Annotated in this window: 16 protein-coding genes; 7 read left to right on the forward strand and 9 right to left on the reverse strand. The window is 45.7% G+C overall.

The features are described 5' to 3' along the window. Positions 1 to 29 precede the first annotated feature (29 nt). Positions 30 to 599 (reverse strand): DUF1847 domain-containing protein, encoded by a 570-nt coding sequence (locus tag EXM22_RS12420; protein WP_149486832.1) that lies wholly within the window; start codon positions 597 to 599, stop codon positions 30 to 32. A gap of 118 nt (positions 600 to 717) precedes the next feature. Between EXM22_RS12420 and EXM22_RS12425 the strand changes: the two genes are divergently transcribed. Continuing rightward, the gene (locus tag EXM22_RS12425) at positions 718 to 2352 is read left to right on the forward strand and encodes an ABC-F family ATP-binding cassette domain-containing protein (RefSeq protein WP_149486833.1); all 1635 of its coding nucleotides are present in this window, start codon (positions 718 to 720) and stop codon (positions 2350 to 2352) included. A gap of 104 nt (positions 2353 to 2456) precedes the next feature. Here the strand turns inward: EXM22_RS12425 and EXM22_RS12430 are convergent, their stop codons facing one another. The 3 genes from EXM22_RS12430 to EXM22_RS12440 all read right to left on the reverse strand — a co-directional run bounded on the left by EXM22_RS12430 (position 2457) and on the right by EXM22_RS12440 (position 6353). Next, entirely contained in the window at positions 2457 to 3611 is a 1155-nt protein-coding gene (locus tag EXM22_RS12430) for an iron-containing alcohol dehydrogenase (protein WP_149486834.1), read from the reverse strand. A 176-nt stretch (positions 3612 to 3787) separates the two neighbouring features. Further along, positions 3788 to 5110, reverse strand: coding sequence for a sigma-54-dependent transcriptional regulator (locus EXM22_RS12435; protein WP_149486835.1), 1323 nt, complete (start codon positions 5108 to 5110; stop codon positions 3788 to 3790). A 22-nt stretch (positions 5111 to 5132) separates the two neighbouring features. Next, a complete protein-coding gene (locus tag EXM22_RS12440) occupies positions 5133 to 6353 on the reverse strand; it encodes a sensor histidine kinase (RefSeq protein ID WP_149486836.1) in 1221 nt (406 codons plus the stop codon). Positions 6354 to 6570: 217 nt separating this feature from the next. Between EXM22_RS12440 and EXM22_RS12445 the strand changes: the two genes are divergently transcribed. The 6 genes from EXM22_RS12445 to gltA all read left to right on the forward strand — a co-directional run bounded on the left by EXM22_RS12445 (position 6571) and on the right by gltA (position 14379). Beyond that, entirely contained in the window at positions 6571 to 7404 is an 834-nt protein-coding gene (locus EXM22_RS12445) for a GIN domain-containing protein (protein WP_149486837.1), read from the forward strand. Between the two features lie 182 nt (positions 7405 to 7586). After that, positions 7587 to 8087, forward strand: coding sequence for an NADH-quinone oxidoreductase subunit NuoE family protein (locus tag EXM22_RS12450; protein ID WP_149486838.1), 501 nt, complete (start codon positions 7587 to 7589; stop codon positions 8085 to 8087). A 1-nt stretch (position 8088) separates the two neighbouring features. Continuing rightward, complete coding sequence (locus EXM22_RS12455) at positions 8089 to 9996, forward strand: NADH-ubiquinone oxidoreductase-F iron-sulfur binding region domain-containing protein (protein ID WP_149486839.1); 1908 nt, start codon at positions 8089 to 8091, stop codon at positions 9994 to 9996. Next, the gene (locus tag EXM22_RS12460; RefSeq protein ID WP_210411474.1) at positions 9993 to 12014 is read left to right on the forward strand and encodes a [FeFe] hydrogenase, group A; all 2022 of its coding nucleotides are present in this window, start codon (positions 9993 to 9995) and stop codon (positions 12012 to 12014) included. The genes EXM22_RS12455 and EXM22_RS12460 overlap by 4 nt, the downstream gene beginning before the upstream one ends. Next, entirely contained in the window at positions 12011 to 12874 is an 864-nt protein-coding gene (locus EXM22_RS12465) for a sulfide/dihydroorotate dehydrogenase-like FAD/NAD-binding protein (protein WP_149486840.1), read from the forward strand. The genes EXM22_RS12460 and EXM22_RS12465 overlap by 4 nt, the downstream gene beginning before the upstream one ends. Further along, entirely contained in the window at positions 12871 to 14379 is a 1509-nt protein-coding gene (gene gltA / locus EXM22_RS12470) for an NADPH-dependent glutamate synthase (protein ID WP_149486841.1), read from the forward strand. The genes EXM22_RS12465 and gltA overlap by 4 nt, the downstream gene beginning before the upstream one ends. Here the strand turns inward: gltA and EXM22_RS12475 are convergent. From EXM22_RS12475 to EXM22_RS12495, 5 genes are all read right to left on the reverse strand, one after another. Next, positions 14374 to 14853 carry a hypothetical protein gene (locus EXM22_RS12475; RefSeq protein ID WP_149486842.1) on the reverse strand — a complete coding sequence of 160 codons (480 nt, stop codon included), beginning with the start codon at positions 14851 to 14853 and terminating at the stop codon, positions 14374 to 14376. The two genes, gltA and EXM22_RS12475, sit on opposite strands and share 6 nt — an antisense overlap. A 21-nt stretch (positions 14854 to 14874) precedes the next feature. After that, complete coding sequence (locus EXM22_RS12480; protein WP_149486843.1) at positions 14875 to 16056, reverse strand: SpoIIE family protein phosphatase; 1182 nt, start codon at positions 16054 to 16056, stop codon at positions 14875 to 14877. Continuing rightward, a complete protein-coding gene (locus tag EXM22_RS12485; protein ID WP_149486844.1) occupies positions 16049 to 17779 on the reverse strand; it encodes a [Fe-Fe] hydrogenase large subunit C-terminal domain-containing protein in 1731 nt (576 codons plus the stop codon). The genes EXM22_RS12480 and EXM22_RS12485 overlap by 8 nt, the downstream gene beginning before the upstream one ends. 17 nt (positions 17780 to 17796) lie before the next feature. After that, positions 17797 to 18042, reverse strand: a complete 246-nt coding sequence (locus tag EXM22_RS12490) for a (2Fe-2S) ferredoxin domain-containing protein (protein WP_086488893.1) — start codon at positions 18040 to 18042, stop codon at positions 17797 to 17799. A 114-nt stretch (positions 18043 to 18156) separates the two neighbouring features. Continuing rightward, complete coding sequence (locus tag EXM22_RS12495) at positions 18157 to 19608, reverse strand: sensor domain-containing diguanylate cyclase (protein ID WP_149486845.1); 1452 nt, start codon at positions 19606 to 19608, stop codon at positions 18157 to 18159. Positions 19609 to 19649 lie beyond the last annotated feature (41 nt).

The following is a 19649-nucleotide window of genomic DNA, read 5'->3' on the forward strand; positions in this document are numbered from 1 at the left end:
GAGGCCTTTATTGACAGGATAGAGCAGAATTACGGTTCATTTGTAACCTGATATTCCCTGATCCCCTTGAGAGGATTGTGCTCATTGGTCCTGTCTTTGACAAGAAGAACCGTAAAAGGGACCTTGAGCTGCTGGTGAAAAATAACGTCGTGGCCAAGACAGAGTCCTACCTCGATCACAAAATCTGCATTATCGTTGAGGAAGACAGCCTGCCCGGCAGGGTTGCAGGAATATACTTCACTTGTTTTATCAGGATCGATTTCACACTCTTTCACAGCTCCCATAGAGCAGCGTGCCGGAACAAGACTCAGACCCGAAGCACTCATTTTCTCCCGTATTTCCTCAGCCAGGGATTCTAAACCGAAACAGTAGGCCAGGCCTATTTTTTTATACCCCTGGAGAGTACAGAACTCTATCACTTCCTGAAACCGGGAGAGAGAACCGGCTCTTCCATTGTCTACAAGACGCCCGCTGGAACGGACCATGTCCAAAGTTTCCTGATCGTCATAGATATCAAGACTATTCTCTTTCAGTCCGTAACAATCGGCTCCTGTTTTACGGCAGTTCTTGGTTTTACAGTCCAGACAATTCAATTTCATGGAATACAGTATACCAGAAACCCTTCCTTTTAGGATTGATATTTTCAAGAATATATTCTAATTCTACTGAGGAACAACGTTTGAAAATCTCTTTAAAACAATCCGGGAGTCTTCTTCAATGGTCAACTTATCCAACATCCGCGTCGCCTATGGTGAACGCATCCTCTTTCAAAATTCCTCTGTACTGATCCGCCCTCAGGATAAGATAGGTCTTGTGGGACCCAATGGTTCAGGAAAAACGACGATTTTCCGGCTCATTGCCGGAGAAGAACAGCCCGACGAAGGAACGGTCAGCATAGATCCCGGAGTTGTTGTAGGTTATTTTTCTCAGGATGTAGGTGAAATGAAGGGAAAATCGGCCCTGGAAGAGGTCCTTCAAGGGGCTGGAAAAGTCCATGAGTTGAGCCTCCTGCTGGAAGAGATGGAACATACCATGTCCGATAGTGACACTATGGAAAAGATGAGTGATGACGACATGGAAAAATTCATGAACCGCTATGGAGAAATCCAGATGGAGTATCAGAACAGGGGCGGCTACGAACTTGAAAGCAATGCCCGGGCCATCCTGGATGGCCTTGGGATTCCCGAAACCAGGCAAAACCAGAGTCTTGAAAACTTCAGCGGTGGATGGAAGATGCGGATAGCCTTGGCCCGAATACTCCTGCTCAATCCGGATGTACTCCTCATGGACGAACCGACCAATCACCTGGATATTGAATCCATACTCTGGCTTGAAGAGTGGCTTAAGTCCTTCAAAGGGGCACTCATGATGACCAGCCATGACCGGGAGTTTATGACCAGAATCTGCGGGAGAACCGTAGAGGCTGCCGGAGAAAGCATCAACAGCTACTCGGGCGACTATGATTTCTATCTGAGAGAAAGAGAAATCCGAAGAGAACAGCTGCTTGCTGCCAGCCGGAGACAGCAGGCCATGTTGGCCAAAGAAGAGGAGTTTATTGCCCGTTTTGCCGCCAGAGCCTCCCATGCTGCTCAAGTACAGTCCAGGGTCAAGATGATAGAAAAGATGGAGAGGGTTGTCATACCGCCGGACCCCAAGGTGATGAAATTTAAATTCACTCCCTGTCCCCGCAGCGGAGATGTTGTTGTCAGAATGGAAAATCTCGGAAAAGCATGGCCTTTGGAAAACGGAACACTTCACCCCGTATTCAGCGGGGTAAGCGGTGTAGTTGAGCGGGGAAACAAGATTGCCCTCACTGGTATTAACGGAGCGGGAAAATCAACACTTCTCAAAGTCCTGGCGTCCCTGACTGAGGCCAGTGAAGGCCGGAGCGAACTGGGAGCCAGTGTGAATGCGGGTTATTTCAGCCAATATTCAGGAGACAGCCTCAATATGGAGAGTACGATTTTTGAAGAGCTGGCTGCCCTGCTGCCGAGAGAATCTGTGGGAAGCATCAAAAGCTTACTGGGGGCTTTCCAGTTTTCTGGGGATGACACGGACAAAAAAATAAATGTCCTCTCGGGGGGAGAAAAGAGCCGCGTCATGCTGGCATCCCTTTTAGCCCGTCCGATCAACTTTCTCATGCTCGATGAACCAACGAACCATTTGGATATTGCCAGCCGTGAAGTGCTATTGGAAGCTCTCCAGAAATTTGAAGGGACGATTATCATTGTCAGCCATGACCGTTATTTTCTCAAACATCTGGTGAATAGAGTCTTTGAAATAGATCATGGAAAAATGAATATTTACGAAGGTGATTACAACTACTATCTTGGAAAAAAAGAGTCAGACTAGAAGACTCCAATAAAAAAGGCTGTGTACGTTCCTGACAGAAAAGTACACAGCCGCATCAGTATTATATAGAGAAAGAGAAGCGAGGATCTCTTCTTTATACCCAGTTATTTCATGCTTTTCCCATAGTAGGAAGCTTCGTAAATGGCTTTTACATCGGCCACTGTTGGAGCCCCTGGATTCGTAAGAGTGCAAGGATCTCCGTGGGCATTCTTACTCATTCGATCCAGGACGTCCAGAAACTTTTCTTCATTAAAATCCACTTCTTTGCAGTCTTTAAAACAGGAGGGAATACCCAGCGCCTTGTTCAGTCCCCTCAATGCTTCGGCCAGATCTTTTATACCTATGTTCTTTTCAACCATGCTGTATTTGTCTGTAAACTTTCTATTGAAGTCTATGATATAGGGCAGCATTATGGCATTTGCCAGACCATGGGTGACACCGAACTCACCACCGATTTTATGGGCAAGAGAGTGAACCAGTCCCAGAGAGGCATTTGTAAAGGCCATTCCAGCCAGACAGGAAGCATTATGCATGTTATAGCGAGCTTCCATATCATTACCACTCTTAAAAGCAGTTTCCAGGTTTGCCAGGACCAACTTTATGGCTTCCATAGCATAGGGGTCGGTAAAACAGCTGGCTGCGGTTGAAGCCACGGCCTCCACGGCGTGTGCCATAACGTCCATCCCAGTATTGGCAGTAATATGAGGCGGCATTTTTGCAGGCAGAGCCGGATCAAGTATAGCTAAATCGGGAACCATATCTCCGGCAACAATGGGATATTTTATATGATTTTCAGTGTCCGTGATGACTGAAAAGGCTGTAATTTCAGAAGCGGTTCCGCTGGTTGAGGGAATAGCCACGAATTTGGCTTTATTCCGCAGAGCAGGCATAGAACCGGGTTCAATAATATCCTCGAAGCTAAGCTTGGGATGTTCATAGAAACACCACATGATTTTGGCAGCATCTAATGCGGAACCACCCCCAATGGCCACAATCCAATCAGGATTAAAAGCATTCATTTCGGCAGCGCCTCTTTTGACCGTAAGAACAGAGGGGTTAGGCTCAACACCATCTATGATAATCGTTTCCATTCCCGCTTTTTGAAGTAGCTTTTCAGCCTGATCGAGAAAGCCGAACTTTTTCATGGAGCTTCCGCCTGTTACTAAAGCCGCTTTTTTACCTTTGAGTGTCGCAAGCTTTTCCATAGAACCTTCACCATATACGATGTCTCTTGGAATAGAAAAATTCATAACTGCCATATTACTCTCCCATTTATAGATATTTTATTATCGATATTTTAATATCTTTAAAATTGAGGATTCTGTCAAGAGAAATGAAAATTTAATTGAAAATTATTTATAGAACCCTGAAGAAGGGCTCCCACCCGTGTCTAAAAGACAGAAGACCACCAATGGACAGAACGGGCCTAGTGGAATCAGTCCAGCCTGTCGGCCATCCCATACTCAATGAGTTTGTTTTGTATGGTTCTTCTGGTAATGCCGAGTTCCTGGGCGGCTTTGGTCCTGTTTCCCTCCCAGCGGAGAAGAGACTCCAGAATGAGTTCCTTTTCCATGGCACGCAAAGTACCCGGTTTTTCCTGAACATGAACCACACCGGTTGAACTGGGCAACTCCAGATCTTCAGGGCGGATCGTAGTCTCATCTACATAGATACAGGCCCTTTCCAGAATATTTTCCAATTCTCTTATATTGCCGGGAAATGAGTAAGATTCAAGAAGCATAACAGCCTCTGGGCTAATGTTGTTTATGGAGCTCCCCATCTTTAAATTCAAATTCTTAAGCAGAAGTGATGCCAAGGGAATGATATCTTCCTTTCTCTCCCTTAGGGGCGGAAGTTCCAGGCGGGCTACATTGAGACGGTAAAATAGATCTTCCCGGAAGCTCCCCTTTTTAACTGAGTCCTCAAGAGTCTTATTGGTAGCAGAAATAATTCTGGCTTTGATGGGAATTTCCTCGATGCCACCCAGTCTTCTGATCCTCTTTTCCTGGAGGACTCGAAGCAGTTTAACCTGCATGCCTGAAGACATTTCTCCAATTTCATCAAGGAACAGAGTCCCCTCTGCTGCAGCCTCAAAAAGACCGATTTTCCTTCTGTCAGCACCCGTAAAAGCCCCTTTTTCATGACCGAAGAGTTCACTTTCAAGAAGCTCCTCGGGGACACCCCCCACATTGATGCTCAAAAAGGGCCCCTCCGCATGACCGGAGAGCTGATGAATATATCGGGCAGTAACCTCCTTTCCACTTCCACTTTCACCTGTGATGAGAACCGTCGAAGGGGTCGGGGCTATTCTCTGAATTCTCTTTTTCATCTGCTTCATCCTTGAAGAATGGGCGATGTAGCTGTCATTTTGCTCTTTAGAATAGAGGGCTCGTTTCAGTGATTGGGCATTGGCCGCATTTTTAATCCGATGAATCAGAACATCCGGTTCAAAGGGTTTTACCATGTAGTCATAGGCCCCTAGTTTGAGAGCCTTGACGGCATCATCTGCCTGACCAAAGGCTGAAATCATAATCATGGGAATATCAAAGGATTTTTCCTTCAGCCAAGCCAATAATTCAAGACCATCCATTCCAGGCATTTTGAGGTCACTGACAATAATATCAACGTCATCACTTTCAACAATACGCTGGGCAGCGAAACCGTTTTCTGCGGAGAGTCCCTCAATTCCCTCCAGATTCAAGAGCTTCACAACGATCTCACGAATATTCGTCTCATCATCAACAATTAAAACTTTCATATTTGCATATTCCTCTAGAACCTTATTTTAGGGGAAGCCAAAATGAGACGGTTGTCCCTTTGCCTTCTGATGAGTTGATTTTCATAAAGCAGTTTTTTTCATCAAGAAATTTCTTCACTACCATAAGACCGACACCGCTCCCCTTGGTTTTTGTGGTATAAAAAGGATCAAACATCCTCTTCTGGATCTCTTCTGGAATACCAGAACCCTCGTCTTTGACACTGATATTCACTGTCTTTTTTAAAGCCATGCAATGAACTGAAATACCCCTTGGATCAGACCCGCTTTCAAGAGCATTGTTCACTAGATTTTCCATTACAGAGCGAAACCGGTCTCTGTTAAATTCAATGAACAGTTCCTTCTCTGGAATATCCCATGTTATTGATTCAGGGTATGTTGCCTTCAACTCGTTTAACGAAAGATTGAGGCTGATTCTGGAGGATTCTTCAGCAGGAGTTTTGAGGAAATCCCGGACTGTTTCCATGAGACGGGTCAGACGATCCACCTCATCAATGATAATTCTGGTGTCTCTTGCTTCAATTTGGGGATATTTCTTCTCCAGAAGAGAACCTTGGAGCTTGATGGCGCTTAAGGGATTTTTCATCTCATGGGTCAGGGTTCTTAATGCAGTTCCCAGGATGACAAGACTCTTCTGCTCATTAAGTCTTCTGCTCAGATTCAATCCCTTTTGGTAGTAGAAAATGGCAAGGGAGAAAAAAGCAATTAGAAAAAATTGAATAAATCCATGCTGAATATCAGTCCTCTTGATTTTCTTAACGAGGTAATCGTTCTGAAATTCTATATGTATGTGAACCTTTCTTTCTTCAAAAGACATTGTGTTGTCAACAAAGTCAACTTGCTCGGGGCGAAAAAGCAATTCGGGAATAATATTGACAACCACAAGGTCCTCTTCCATGTTCAGATATATATTATTCTGTTCATCCAAATCGAAAATCCGTGGGTCCTCTTTAATAACACCGTAGTCATAGATGGTCTGTCCCTGCTCATCAATAATGACAAGGCCTGAAATTTCCTCTTTATGATACCGCATCTGTTCATCTGTGAAATCAGGGTAGGTTGATAAAACTTTAAAGGCTGATCGCGTATAGTTCTCTTCAACCAGACGCAAGGCTCGCGCTTGAGAGTCTTTGATAATATAATTGGTCGAGAGAGATGCCATGACCAGACCGAAGACCAGAGTAAAATATATGAATATGGGAACTCTGTTTTTAAACTTTTTCATAATAATGATGATAATCAAAAAAAAATGTTGATGAAAGTGCGAATATTCTTCCCACTTTTCAAACAAATAGAATTTTATTCCCGGGGTTCTATCAAAGGACTAAACTATCATTTTATTCTTATTTCTTTACCATACAATCATTTAAAAAAACTACAAACAACTTGGCACAGCTATTGCAATAGTAGTGAGTACAAATAAATTATTTGAGGAGTTAATTATGAATATGACAAAGAAAAGTATTTCTGTGATCGGGATTGCCCTGATGTCTTTGGTTTTTTCTACAGGGGCATTTGCCTTTGGAACAGTAACAGGAAGTGGTCAGACCAAAACCCTAAACAAAGAATTTACAAGCATTGAAGAACTGGCCCTTAAAGGCATTTCTGATTTTACAATTGTAAAATCAGACACAGCCCAAGTGTCTATCACAGGGGACAAATCCTTTGTTGATATGGTAGATATGGAAGAAACAGACGGTTATCTTTACCTTGAATCTAATGCAAAGTATCCTGTTTCCGTTGTTATCAGCACTCCTTCTCTGGAAAGTCTGTTTCTAACAAAAGCTTCCATGGGAACAATTGAAGGTGATTTCAACCTGGACTCTCTTTCCATCAGCCTGATGAATAGAAGCGCCCTGAATGTTTCCGATACTCTGGCTGTCAATGAATTAACCGTTTACGCCGGCGCCTATACAGAATTAACTGCTGAAGTAAACACAAAACTCCTCACAGTTGATTCAATGGGTAATTCTGAAGTGACTATTTCGGGTGAAGCCAAACAGTTTAATGCCAATTTCACACAGGGATCAGGAATCTTCAACAATCTGAATGTGCAATATGCCGACATAAATGCAACTGGTAACTCTTCAATTGATGCCGTTTTTCCTGGAAATAGCATAACATCAGTGAGAGCATCCAATGACGGAGCAGTTAGCCTTGATATGAACGGTATCCTGAACGCCAGAATGAGTGGAGACAGTACTCTTGCGTACACAGGGAATATCGATTGGGTTGGAAAACAGGTATCGGATGACGCCGCAATTTCATCTCTTTAGTTCTAATAGATCTTCTTGGGGTATCTCCAATACTCAAAGAAAAATATAAATTAAGCGTAGGGCCGGTAGAATCTTCTGCCGGCCTTTTTGAATTTATTTTTAAAATTCCTACTTGCCATGCCCATGCTTTTACGATACTTTATTATCGATATAGCTTTATCGATAATAAAGGAAACATAAAGATGCTCAAAACCACTGCGAATACTGAAAAACTACATAATTTCAGCAAAGTCTGTGAAATCTTGGATAAATTCGACAGACAGCCTTCAAAAATCATTCCCATTCTTCAGGCCGTACAGGAAGAGTACCGCTATCTGCCAGAAGAAATCATGACCTTTGTAGCAACCAGCCTGGGGACCTCTCCGGCTCGAGTATTTGGCATTGCCACGTTTTACAGCCATTTTTCTCTGGAACCCAAAGGGAAATACATCATCAAGGTTTGTGACGGCACTGCCTGTCATGTCAAAGGATCTTCCGGATTGGTCGAAACAATCCAAAGAGAACTCAATCTCTCAGAAAAGAATCATACAACAGACGATCTTCTTTTCACCTTGGAAACTGTCTCCTGTCTGGGAGCATGCGGCCTGGCTCCGGCAGTTGTCATAAATGACAAGGTTTACGGGCAGGTCTCAAAGCAGCGGATGAAAGAACTCATTACAGAATACAAGACCATGGAGGCCTGATATGGAAACAGCCATACTTGAGAAAATACAAGAAGATTTTAAAAACAGAAAAAGCTGTCTTTCCCACAGGATTGTCATCTGTGCAGGAACAGGATGTATTGCTAACGGAGCCATGGATGTGCACGAAGCCCTGGCAAAAATCATCAGAGAAAAACAACTCCCTCTCACTCTCAGTTTGAAAGAAGAAATTCCCCCAGGAGAGGAGGACCCTATTCTGATCAGCAAAAGCGGATGCCAGGGATTCTGTCAGGTGGGACCACTGGTCACCATAGAACCAGAAAACATCCTCTACACCAAAGTAAAACCAGAACATGCAAGGGATATAATAGAACGCACAATCCTCGCTGGAGAAGTGATCACAGAACTCCTTTACAAGGAACCGCAATCGGGACAATCCTGCAAGAACCATGAAGAGATCTCTTTTTACAAGAGGCAGAACAGAATGGTACTGAAGTCATGCGGAGACATCGACCCCGAAGACATAAACAACTACATCTATTCCGGCGGTTATATGGCAGCCAGAGACATGGTCCTGAACAAAAGTCCTCAGGAAGTCTGCGATATCGTAAAGGAAGCCGGACTCAGAGGCCGGGGCGGCGGGGGATTCAGCACCGGTAGAAAATGGGATCTTGCTCTCAAACAGAAATCCCCTGACAAGTACATCATCTGCAATGGAGACGAAGGCGATCCGGGAGCTTTTATGGACCGGAGTGTTATGGAGGGGAATCCCCACAGCATCCTGGAAGGAATGATCATTGCAGCCAAGGCATGTGGAGGAACGGAAGGTCAGGTTTATGTGCGTATGGAATACCCTCTGGCTGTCCGAAGAATTCAGAAGGCCATCATAGAAGCCCGGAAGAGTCACTTTTTGGGAGAAAACATCTTTGGTTCTGATTTCAGTTTTGATATTCATGTGATGGAAGGAGCCGGAGCTTTTGTCTGCGGAGAAGCCAGTGCCATGACAGAAAGTATTATGGGACGACGGGGCATGCCCCGGGTCAAACCACCAAGGACAGCAGAACAGGGATTATGGGGAAAGCCCACTGTAGTGAACAATGTGGAAACCCTGGCCTGTGTGCCCCTGATCATCAGAATGGGTGCTGATGCCTTTAAGAAGACCGGAACGACCAGCTCTCCGGGAACCAAAACATTTGCCCTGACGGGACATGTAGCCAATACCGGATTGATAGAAGTCCCTTTCGGCACCACCCTGAGAGAGATAATCTTCAACATTGGAGGAGGAGTCCTCAATGCGAAAGGAGAAATTGACAACAATGATTTCAAGGCGGTTCAGATAGGGGGTCCCTCAGGGGGATGCCTGATTGAAAAACACCTGGATATTCCCTTGGATTTTGATTCTTTAAAATCTGTGGGAGCCATGGTCGGTTCTGGCGGACTGGTTGTCATGAACAAGAGCACCTGCATGGTGCAAATTGCCCGTTTTTTTATGAAATTCACTCAGTCTGAGAGCTGTGGAAAATGCGTCCCCTGTCGGGAGGGTACCAGACAGATTTTGGAATTGATTGATGATGTTGCCCAGGGGCGAGGAACCCAAAAGACACTGACACTTCTGGAAGAACTCTGTGAAACCGTTCAGGAGACATCCCTCTGCGGCCTTGGAAAGTCTGCCCCCTCTCCGGTTCTCTCCACACTCAAACAATTCAGAGAAGAATGGGATGCTCATATAGAAATGAATTGTCCCACCGGAAATTGCAAGGATCTCGTGAGCTACACCATTGCAGCCGAATCCTGCAAGGGCTGCACGGCCTGTGTGAGGGTTTGTCCGGCAGGCGCCATTTCAGGGAACAGGAAGGAAGCCCATGTCATTGATGAACAAAAGTGTATCCGCTGCGGCGCCTGTGTGGAAACTTGCCGTTTCGATGCCATCAGCGTAGGAGGTAGAGTGTGAATCAGAAGGGAAGTGTCACTATAAATGGAAAAAAGGTTGTCATTGAAGGAGAGAAAAACCTCCTCTCTTTGATCAGGAAATCAGGGGTGAAGATGCCCACATTCTGCTATCATTCAGAGTTGAGTATTTACGGAGCCTGCCGTCTTTGTGTTGTAGACATTGAAGGCCGGGGCATAGATACGAGCTGCTCCACTCCACCCCGGGACGGCATGGTCATCCAGACCCATACCCCCAAGCTCAGAAAAATGCGAAAGACTCTCCTGGAACTATTGCTGGCCAATCATGACAACAGCTGTACAAGCTGTGAAAAATCCAGCGCCTGCAAATTGAAAGAGCTGGCCAATGATCTGGGTGTAAAAGAGATCCCCTACAAAAAGACCAGAGAACATCGTCTGCCCGACCTGCTTTCTCCCAGCCTGATCCGCAATCCCGACAAATGTGTGCTTTGCGGTGACTGCGTCCGGTATTGCCATGAAATTCAGGGTGTCGGGGCCATCGATTTTGCCTACAGGGGAGAAGATGTTGTTGTCACTCCGGCATTTAATAAAAGCCTGGCCCAGGTAGACTGCATCAACTGCGGTCAATGTGCGGCAGTCTGCCCCACAGGAGCCATAGTTCCAAGAAGTGAAATTGATGATGTCTGGAATGCCCTTGCAGATAAGAAAAAATCTGTTGTGGCCCAAATCGCTCCGGCTGTTCGAGCCTCAATAGGAGAAATGTTTGATCTTCCCGACTCTTCGGTGACTCTGGGAAAAATAATGACAGCCTTGAAGAGCCTGGGATTCAAAGAGGTCTACGACACCTCCTTTGGGGCCGACCTGACGGTGATGGAAGAAACTCAGGAATATCTGGAACGGGCCGCAAAGGGAGAGAACCTGCCCCTCTTTACATCCTGTTGTCCGGGATGGGTCAAGTATGCCGAACAGTTTCATCCCGAACTGATCTCCAATCTATCCAGCTGTATGTCTCCCCAGGGAATGGTGGGTTCTCTGGCCAAAAAACAGTTAACCGTGACAGAACAGAAAGGAGAGGAGGACATTGTCATGGTCTCCATAATGCCCTGTACAGCTAAGAAATTTGAGAAGACCAGACCCGAACTAAGCCGCAAGGGTGTTCCCTTTATCGATTATGTCCTGACCACACAAGAACTGGGACGGATGATAAGAGAAGCAGGAATCGTATTTTCCGAATTGCCTCCCTCGGCTCCCGACCTCCCCTTCGGACTCTATTCCGAATCCGGCCTTGGTTTCGGCAGCAGCCATGGAGTCTCAGAGGCTGTAGCCCGTTATGCCTCCAGGGCTCTCAATGGTGAAGACCTGGACTCCTTCTTTCCCGAAGAAAAGGACTGTTGGAAAGAAGTGCTTTTACAGGAGGGAAACCTTAATATCAAAATGGCAATCGTATCGGGGATGAAAAACGCAGAGACACTCATCCAGAAGATGGACTCCGGCGAAGAGAAATACGACATTGTAGAGGTCATGGCCTGCCCGGGTGGCTGTATTGCCGGAGCGGGTCAGCCTGTCTCTTACGAAAGGGAGACCATACAGAAACGGAGGACCATCCTCAAAGAAGCAGGGAATATGACTCCCATACACTGTCCGGAAGAAAATCCCTACATCCAGAAGATATATGAAAAAGTTTTAGGTGGTAAACCAGGAAGTTCAGAAGCCCATACCCTGGTGCACACCCACTATCAGAGCCGCAAGAGGATCGATAACAGGGCTCTAGAACTGACAAATACGGGACATGAAACACCTGTTGAAATTAACGTTTGTGTAGGGACCAGCTGTTTCTTGAGAGGTTCCCAGGAGATCCTTTCAGGAATGACTCACAAAATGGATCAAGAAGGATGGAAACACAGAATAGATTTGAAGGCGACCTTCTGCAGTGAAAACTGTTCCCATGGCCCCACAGTCACAGTGGGAAAGACGAAGATCCATAAGGCAACAATGGCCTCAGTCATTGAAGAAGTCGAAAATCAGCTGGCTCTGAAACCAAAACAGGAGTTGCCCCTATGATTGAAATACTCAAAAAAGAGCAGCTTTCATCTGATGTCTATCTCATGAAACTCCATGCTCCTCATATTGCCCAATCTCGAAGGGCCGGCCAATTTGTAATCCTCATGATGGATGACAATTATGGAGAAAGAATCCCCCTGACCATTGCCGATGGCAACGAAGTGGAAGGGAGTATTACCATCATCTTTCAAGCTGTAGGCGGGACGACCCTCCAACTAAGCCGGATGAAGGAAGGAGAAGGCATTTCTCATGTTCTGGGGCCCCTAGGGACACCAACTCATATAAGGAAACACAGCAGCCCGGTTGTATGTGTTGGTGGAGGCATTGGTACAGCTCCCCTCTATCCTATAGTTCAGGCATTCAAAGCCGCCGGAAACAGGGTCATCACCATCATGGGAGCCAGGAACAAGGATCTATTAATACTGGAAAATGAAATGGCAGAGCTATCGGATGAACTGATTATCTGCACGGATGATGGAAGTAGAGGCCGCAAGGCCCTGGTCACAGAGCCCTTGAAAGAACTTTGTGAGTCGGATGTACCCCCCGCAGAGGTTGTTGCCATTGGGCCTCCTGTGATGATGAAGTTCTGCAGTGAAACAACACGTCCCTTTGCGGTACCCACAGTCGTATCGCTGAATACGATCATGGTAGACGGTACAGGTATGTGCGGAGGATGCAGGGTCACAGTAGGAGACAGCACAAAATTTGTCTGTGTCGACGGTCCTGAGTTTGATGGCCACAAAGTAGATTTCAACTCTATGATGAGCCGGATGTCCTCTTACAAAGAACAGGAAAAAGAACATCAATGCCGCATGGATGCATTGGCAAAAGACCATATTAAGGGGGGAACTCAACCATGACAGAATACAGAGAACCTGCTCTTCTGAGCCGGGAAGCTGATGATATAAAAGACCGGCTAAACTTGCCTGAAGGACTTCATGACTTAAAAGCCAAAGAGAGAGCCGCCATTCCTCAGCAGGAGATGCCGGCCCAGGAAGCCCGAATTAGAGCACACAATATGGATGAGGTGGCCCTTGGGTATACTGAAAGCCAGGTTATTGTCGAAGCCAGCCGTTGTCTGGGTTGTAAGAATGCCCCCTGTGTTGCCGGTTGTCCCGTAGGCATCAACATCCCGGGATTCATCGCGGCAGCGGCACAATATAAATTTGATGAAGCCCTCCAAATCATCCAAGAAAGCAGCATACTTCCTGCCATTTGTGGCAGAGTCTGTCCGCAGGAAAAGCAGTGCATGCAACTCTGCACCCTGGGTAAAATTAAAAAAGACCCACTCCAGTCGGTGGCCATAGGCAGGATTGAGCGATTTTTGGCCGACCACGGTAGTTCCCACAGCACTCTTGATTCAAAACAGCCCTCTACAGGCAAAAAGGTAGCCATTGTTGGCAGTGGCCCTTCCGGATTAACCACAGCTGCCGATCTGGCCCGCCTTGGTCATGATGTCACGATTTTTGAAGCATTTCACAAAGCCGGAGGCGTCACAGTGTACGGCATCCCTGAGTTCCGCCTGCCAAAATCCATCGTCAGCAGAGAAGTAGAGAATCTGGAGGCTCTGGGAGTCAAAATCATCTATGACTACCTCATTGGTAGAACCAGAACAATCAAAGAACTGATGGAAAAAGACGGATATGATTCAGTTTATGTAGCAAACGGAGCAGGGCTTCCCAAGTTCATGAATATTGAAGGGGAAAATCTGGTGGGGGTCTTCTCTGCCAACGAATACCTTACCCGAACAAACCTAATGAAAGCCTATGATAGAGACAATGCAGCGACCCCCTTGTATTCCTCTAAAAAAGTAGCGGTTTTCGGAGGAGGTAACGTAGCCATGGATGCGGCGAGAACCGCCCTCAGGATGGGGGCGGAAGAAGTTCACATTGTCTACAGACGAACAGAAGCCGAAATGCCTGCCCGTAAAGAGGAAGTTCTCCATGCCCGGGAGGAAGGGATCATATTTGATCTATTGACCAACCCTTCCCGAATCTTAGGGGATGAAAATGGAAGAGTCAGGGGCATTGAGTGCCTTAAGTATAAATTGGGAATACCAGATGAGTCGGGAAGAGCCCGTCCGGAGGTCATCGAGGGAAGTGAATTTCAGATGGAGATTGATACTTGCATTACCGCTTTGGGCAACAGCTCAAACCCATTGGTAACGGGAACCACTCCCGAACTGGAAGTCAATAAATGGGGAAATATCATTGTAGATGAAAATGGAATGACCTCAATGAAAGGTGTATTTGCGGGTGGAGATATTGTGCAGGGTGCCGCCACGGTCATACTGGCAATGGGAGATGGCAGGATTGCCGCCAGAGGAATTCATCAATATCTGTCAAATGAGGCTCAGCCTTTATGAGGCAGAAGTAAAACTCTCCAGAAGGGCCTGGTACAAATCTTTCAGCACCGGGCTCTTCCCATTGGGAATATAGACTTCAGCAAGAATATCGCTGCGTTCCTTTTGAATCCATCGAAACAGACGCGGACCGGCTTCTGAGTCAGAACCGGCGGCAGATGCTATTTGATAGAGCGCCCGGATTTCACTGGAATCCATAAAAAGGCGGACCTTCCCAACACAGATATTGAAAAACTTAGGCCTTTCCGTCTGCTCTATCCACAGCTTCGGAATATCAGAAACAGGATTCTTAACGACTGAATCACCAGGTGCATCCTCAGATGTGGTGGCTTCTTCAGTACGGGATTCCCTTTGAATACGGACTTTCCGATTATATTCCAGAACCTCAGCCTGTTGTCGTAAAAATACCAAATCCTGAGTCTCCAGATTTGTCATCAAAGACAGGATCTCTTCCTTAATTCTTTTATTCTCATCCATAACTTAAATATAGCTCAAATATCAGATATAATTGATGAGAACTTCTTTGAAATAGAGTTTTTCAAGGGTGTTTGCAATACTGATGATCAAGTTACGCCGGATTTCCAGAGCCACCGGCATATTGGGATCCTGGTGTGCTTCATTGATTCGGGTACCAACCATAAAATGAATCACATCTGAATTGATCATCTCTTTCACAATGCGTTCTGCAGGATCACCCTTCCCGCCAACGGGTTCTAACCTTTTTTCGAGGTACTCATGCACCCGACTCATGGTGATAATACCTTCGGTTACCAGATCGACCCCTTCCATGGTGGAACAGGGGGGAATTGTATCGGTCTGGCTTCCCAAATCCAAGGTGAGGTTCCGCCCCAGTTCCCGGGCAATAATGTTTGCCGTGGTTCCTCCGGAAATGATTGTCGTTCCATCAAAACCACTGATCATCCCGGCTAAATGTTTATCCCGTTCACGATCATAGGGAGGGCCGGTTGCAATCATCAACTGCCGGGGATTTCTGAAGTAGAGAGATCCGCAGGTTATATCATCCTTAGGAGAATAGACATCGTGTTTCAAACTTTCACGAACCAGGGCTTTTGAAAGCTGAGATGAGGAGTACTCCGGATGTGAGACAAGTGTCGTCAATAGAAACTGCCGGGCGCCCGCATCTCCCCATCCCAATGGAGTCTCTTTCATACCCAATCCCGACTGGGTCACACCATCGGAGAAAAAAACAAGCCGATCTCCGCTGACAGCCTGAAAGCTTGAGCAGCGGATGATATTCCGTTTTGTATTGACTGTCTTGAAGCTGAAGCTCTCAGATTCCGGTTCTTCGATTTGTCCATCCCGTATCAGGACAAAGTGGGGGTTGTCATATTCGGCAATCTGAACCAGACCATGTTCGTCAACATCCACAATCGTAAAGGTGGAATAGCTGATTTTCCGGATACTGCAAACGGGAAGAGTTCTGGATATGAGTTCCGCTGTTTTTAAGGGAGGCAGGTTGTTTTCGATAGACCGCAGAGCCATGGTCGCCGTGAGTGTTGAAAGGACATTGGCCCGGATACCGCTTCCAAGACCATCGGAGAGCACAGAGATAACCCTCTGCCTTCCCTGCGCCTTCTGAGTCAGAAAGGCATCCCCGGGAGCCGACTCACCCTTCTTCGTAATCTGAAAATATCCAACGTCAAAAAAAGTCTTAATCATCAGAGTCCCTGTTTGATTCAGAACTAAATGAGGTGATGATGGAGTTCAGCATGACTTCACTCTGAGCAGCATTCTCTCCCAATAGAAAGGCAATCTGCTGCACCGTGGAGATGCTGTTTTCCATAACCTTGCGGGCCTGTTTAATGACCTGATCTTTTTGAACCCAGGGAAGAGTGACATCTTGAAAAATAGCCCCCACGGCCTGATCCTTTTCGATGGTGAATACCGAACCTGTAAAAACCTTGTTCTCCAAATGAAATGTCTGATCGGTTAAGACTCCTTCTTCGGAGAGAACCCCCTGAAACAGGGATGTAAAAGGAAGTATCTTTGATAAAGAAGCCCCCTTCAAACCGGGTTTTGCCTCAAAAGCAGCCAGAGTCTCTTCACCAATCAATGTGGCAAAGGCTCTATTACACTGAATGATCTTCATCTCGGCATCCACAATGACTACACCGGAAGGCATGGATCTGATCAGAGCATCCGCCTTCTTTTCGGATAGTGTCCTGAGATAACTGACGCACATATCTTTCTCGGCCCGTCCATCCAGAAAGGCTCTGGCATAATCCCGGCAGGTCGAATATCCGCAGGCTCCACAATTTTTCTCGTCTCCACTATCGTATTTACCGATATTTCTCAGGGCTTTCCTGATTTCCAGTTCATCATGGGATACGACCTTCACTGCATTAATTTTCCGGTCGTACTGGATACTGGTGCAGGACTTATAGAGGGGGACCTGTTCTTTGCGGCTTGTGGCATAATCCATAAGGATTTTCTCTTTCACAGCTGTTCCCGAATGTTTAGCACAGCCCGGGCCATTGATGCACCCTCCTTCACAGGCCAAAAGCTCAAGGAACAGAGGTTCCTTCTGCCCCAGCACTTCTAGGTTGTTCAGGACTCCTCCCATGGAATGAACATTTGTAAAGCTCAGCATCTGATTATCCTTGAGGATGGTCTTCTGCAGCTTCAAACTGCGGATCATACCCCCTTCTAGTGGATATGAGGCTCCGTCATAGGAAAACTGAGGGACAAAACTCTCCTCATCACTACCGGATAACGAGGAGAGATCAATTTGATTCTGGGCAAACCAGCTTTTCAAATCATTGAAGGTTATAGCCGTATGCAGTAAGTCTTCTCTAAGATCGGCTTCTCTTTTTTTGGAAATGCAGGGACCGGCAAAAACAATAATACAATCCTCGCCATAGAGCTCCTTCAACATCTGACAGTGAGTGAGCAAAGGCGAAAGATGATCAATGATCGATGATGAATATTGGGGTTTATGCTTATGAATATACTCCACCATGGTGGGACAAGCGGACGAAATGAAAACGCCATGGTCTGCCTTCTGCAACACCGCATTGGTATGCCGGCTCACTTCCTGAGCCCCTATAGCCGTTTCAGAAACCGCCCAAAACCCCAGGTCCTTTATCGCCCGGATAAGAGTCTTTTCAGAAATACCGGGAAACTCCCCAGCAAAAGAGGGAGCCAAAGAAAGGATGACTTTTTCATGATCTTCCAAGGCCCGTTGGGCCCTGGGCAGATCATTACGTATCCGCTTTGCCCCGACAGGACACATGAGGTAACAATTCCCGCAGAGAATACAATCATCCACGAGAATTTTAGCATGGCCGTCTTCCACTTTTATGCTTTTCACCGGGCAATGACGGATGCATTTATAGCAATCCTGGCACTCTGTAATTTCTGTATAGATAGGGTTGAGTTTCATGATAGCAATTTTCCTGTTTATGAGTTGATATATGTTTCCACCAGATCGGCGATTTCAGAACTGTCTACACAGCTGAACATTGTGTCTCCCAGATAAAGGACGGGCCCTTTACTGCACTGTTCTTGACAGAGAGCTCCAGAAAGCTGTACGTCAATCCCCTCATACCCGCTGATGATCTCCTGAATAATTTTCAGGTTTTGATTATTTCCCCGGGAGAAACAGGAACTTCCCATGCAAATGGTGATTGTCTTTGGACTTTTCATGACGACCTCCCGGATTGACTCATCCTATCATGGCACCAATAGGAAACAGTGTCAATATTTTATTATCGATATAGTTTTAACGAAACTAGTTAATTGCAGATGCAGGTCATATCCTTACTCTAGGATAACAACACGATTTTTACCAGATCCTTTAGACTGGTAGAGTGCCGCATCGGCTCGTTGAACGACCGATTTCAGTTCATCATCATCCCGAACAGAAGAGACCCCCATACTCACTGTCATGCTAGCCTGGATTCCCAGATCATTGAAAACGGTCCGTTCAGAAAGGGCAATCCGTATCCTTTCTGCCGAAGCAAAAGCAACCTTTGAGTCTGCTCCCATAAGGATCACAAACTCATCCCCGCCCCAGCGAGCAAGAACATCAGTAGGACGGATGACTTCATGGATGATATCGGTCATGCGGATCAGGACCTTATCTCCTATGGCATGACCATATTGGTCATTGATGGTCTTAAAGTCATCCAGATCAATGATAATAATGGAATATTTTGATTCGTACCTCTTAATGCTATATATCGATGTAAGAAACCGTTTTTCAAGCTCCCTCCGGTTCAAGGCTCCGGTCAAACTATCCGTACTGGCTAAATTTTCCAGATAAAGCTGAAAACTGCCGATAGTTTTGGAGCTCAAATAAGCTAAAAGGATAGTGGTGAAAATACCCACCACAATATTGATAAAGAGATTTCTCCTTGCAGCATCCATATACTCATATTCATGCTGTTCCACAAGGATAAACCACCCCAGTTCTTCCATATACCGAGAACTTATAAGCGAAGGATTCTGGGATGCATTATAAATAAGATCTGTGGGAAAATCTGAAGGATTAAGGAGATCATCGGCAATATCCCGTAATCCAGGAATATCATAAATAGAGAGTGTCTCAACCTTAGTGATATCCGGATGAACTTGTATAATTCCCCGATCATCAACCATATAGATGTCCCGTTTATACTCATCTTTTTTTTCGGCCAGAGTGACACTGATCTTATCCAACCGGATGCCGACACCGGCAACACCTAGAAAATGCCCTGTGGAATCAACAACTCTAAAATTGATAAAGACAGTCAGAATTCCATTTGAAGCTTCATCAGAATCAACATCCAAATCGTATTCGAGGCCCGAGTTAACAAACTTATAATACCAGATATCATGAGAGTCCACCGGGCTGACTTGTTTCAGAATTCCGTCATAGTAATAATAATTCTCACTTTTTTCTGAAACCAAAAAAGCAGTAAAAAATCCGAATTCTTCTTTTATAACCTTTAAATAGTCTACAATCTCCTGTTCATCCGATTCACCATCGTGTATCCAGTCCACAAGGAATGTATCTCTGGACATAGCAGAAGAAATATTGATGGGCAGAGTCAGGTAGCTTTGTATATAGGAGTAGATATTTTCACTCAAAAGAGGAAGTGAAGAGTGAAGAATCTCCTTTCTCATGGAAGCCCTGGCACTATAATATGAATAGAAACTGACAGAAATAAATGAGACAGCAATAATTGAGATCAGTGCTACAAGTGTTAGTTTTCTTGAGGGGATATGCATTCTTTATTATATATTATTATTGAAATAGAACAAGAGAACCC

This window comes from Oceanispirochaeta crateris, assembly GCF_008329965.1.
In the GTDB taxonomy this organism is placed as follows: Bacteria; Spirochaetota; Spirochaetia; order DSM-2461; family DSM-2461; genus Oceanispirochaeta; species Oceanispirochaeta crateris.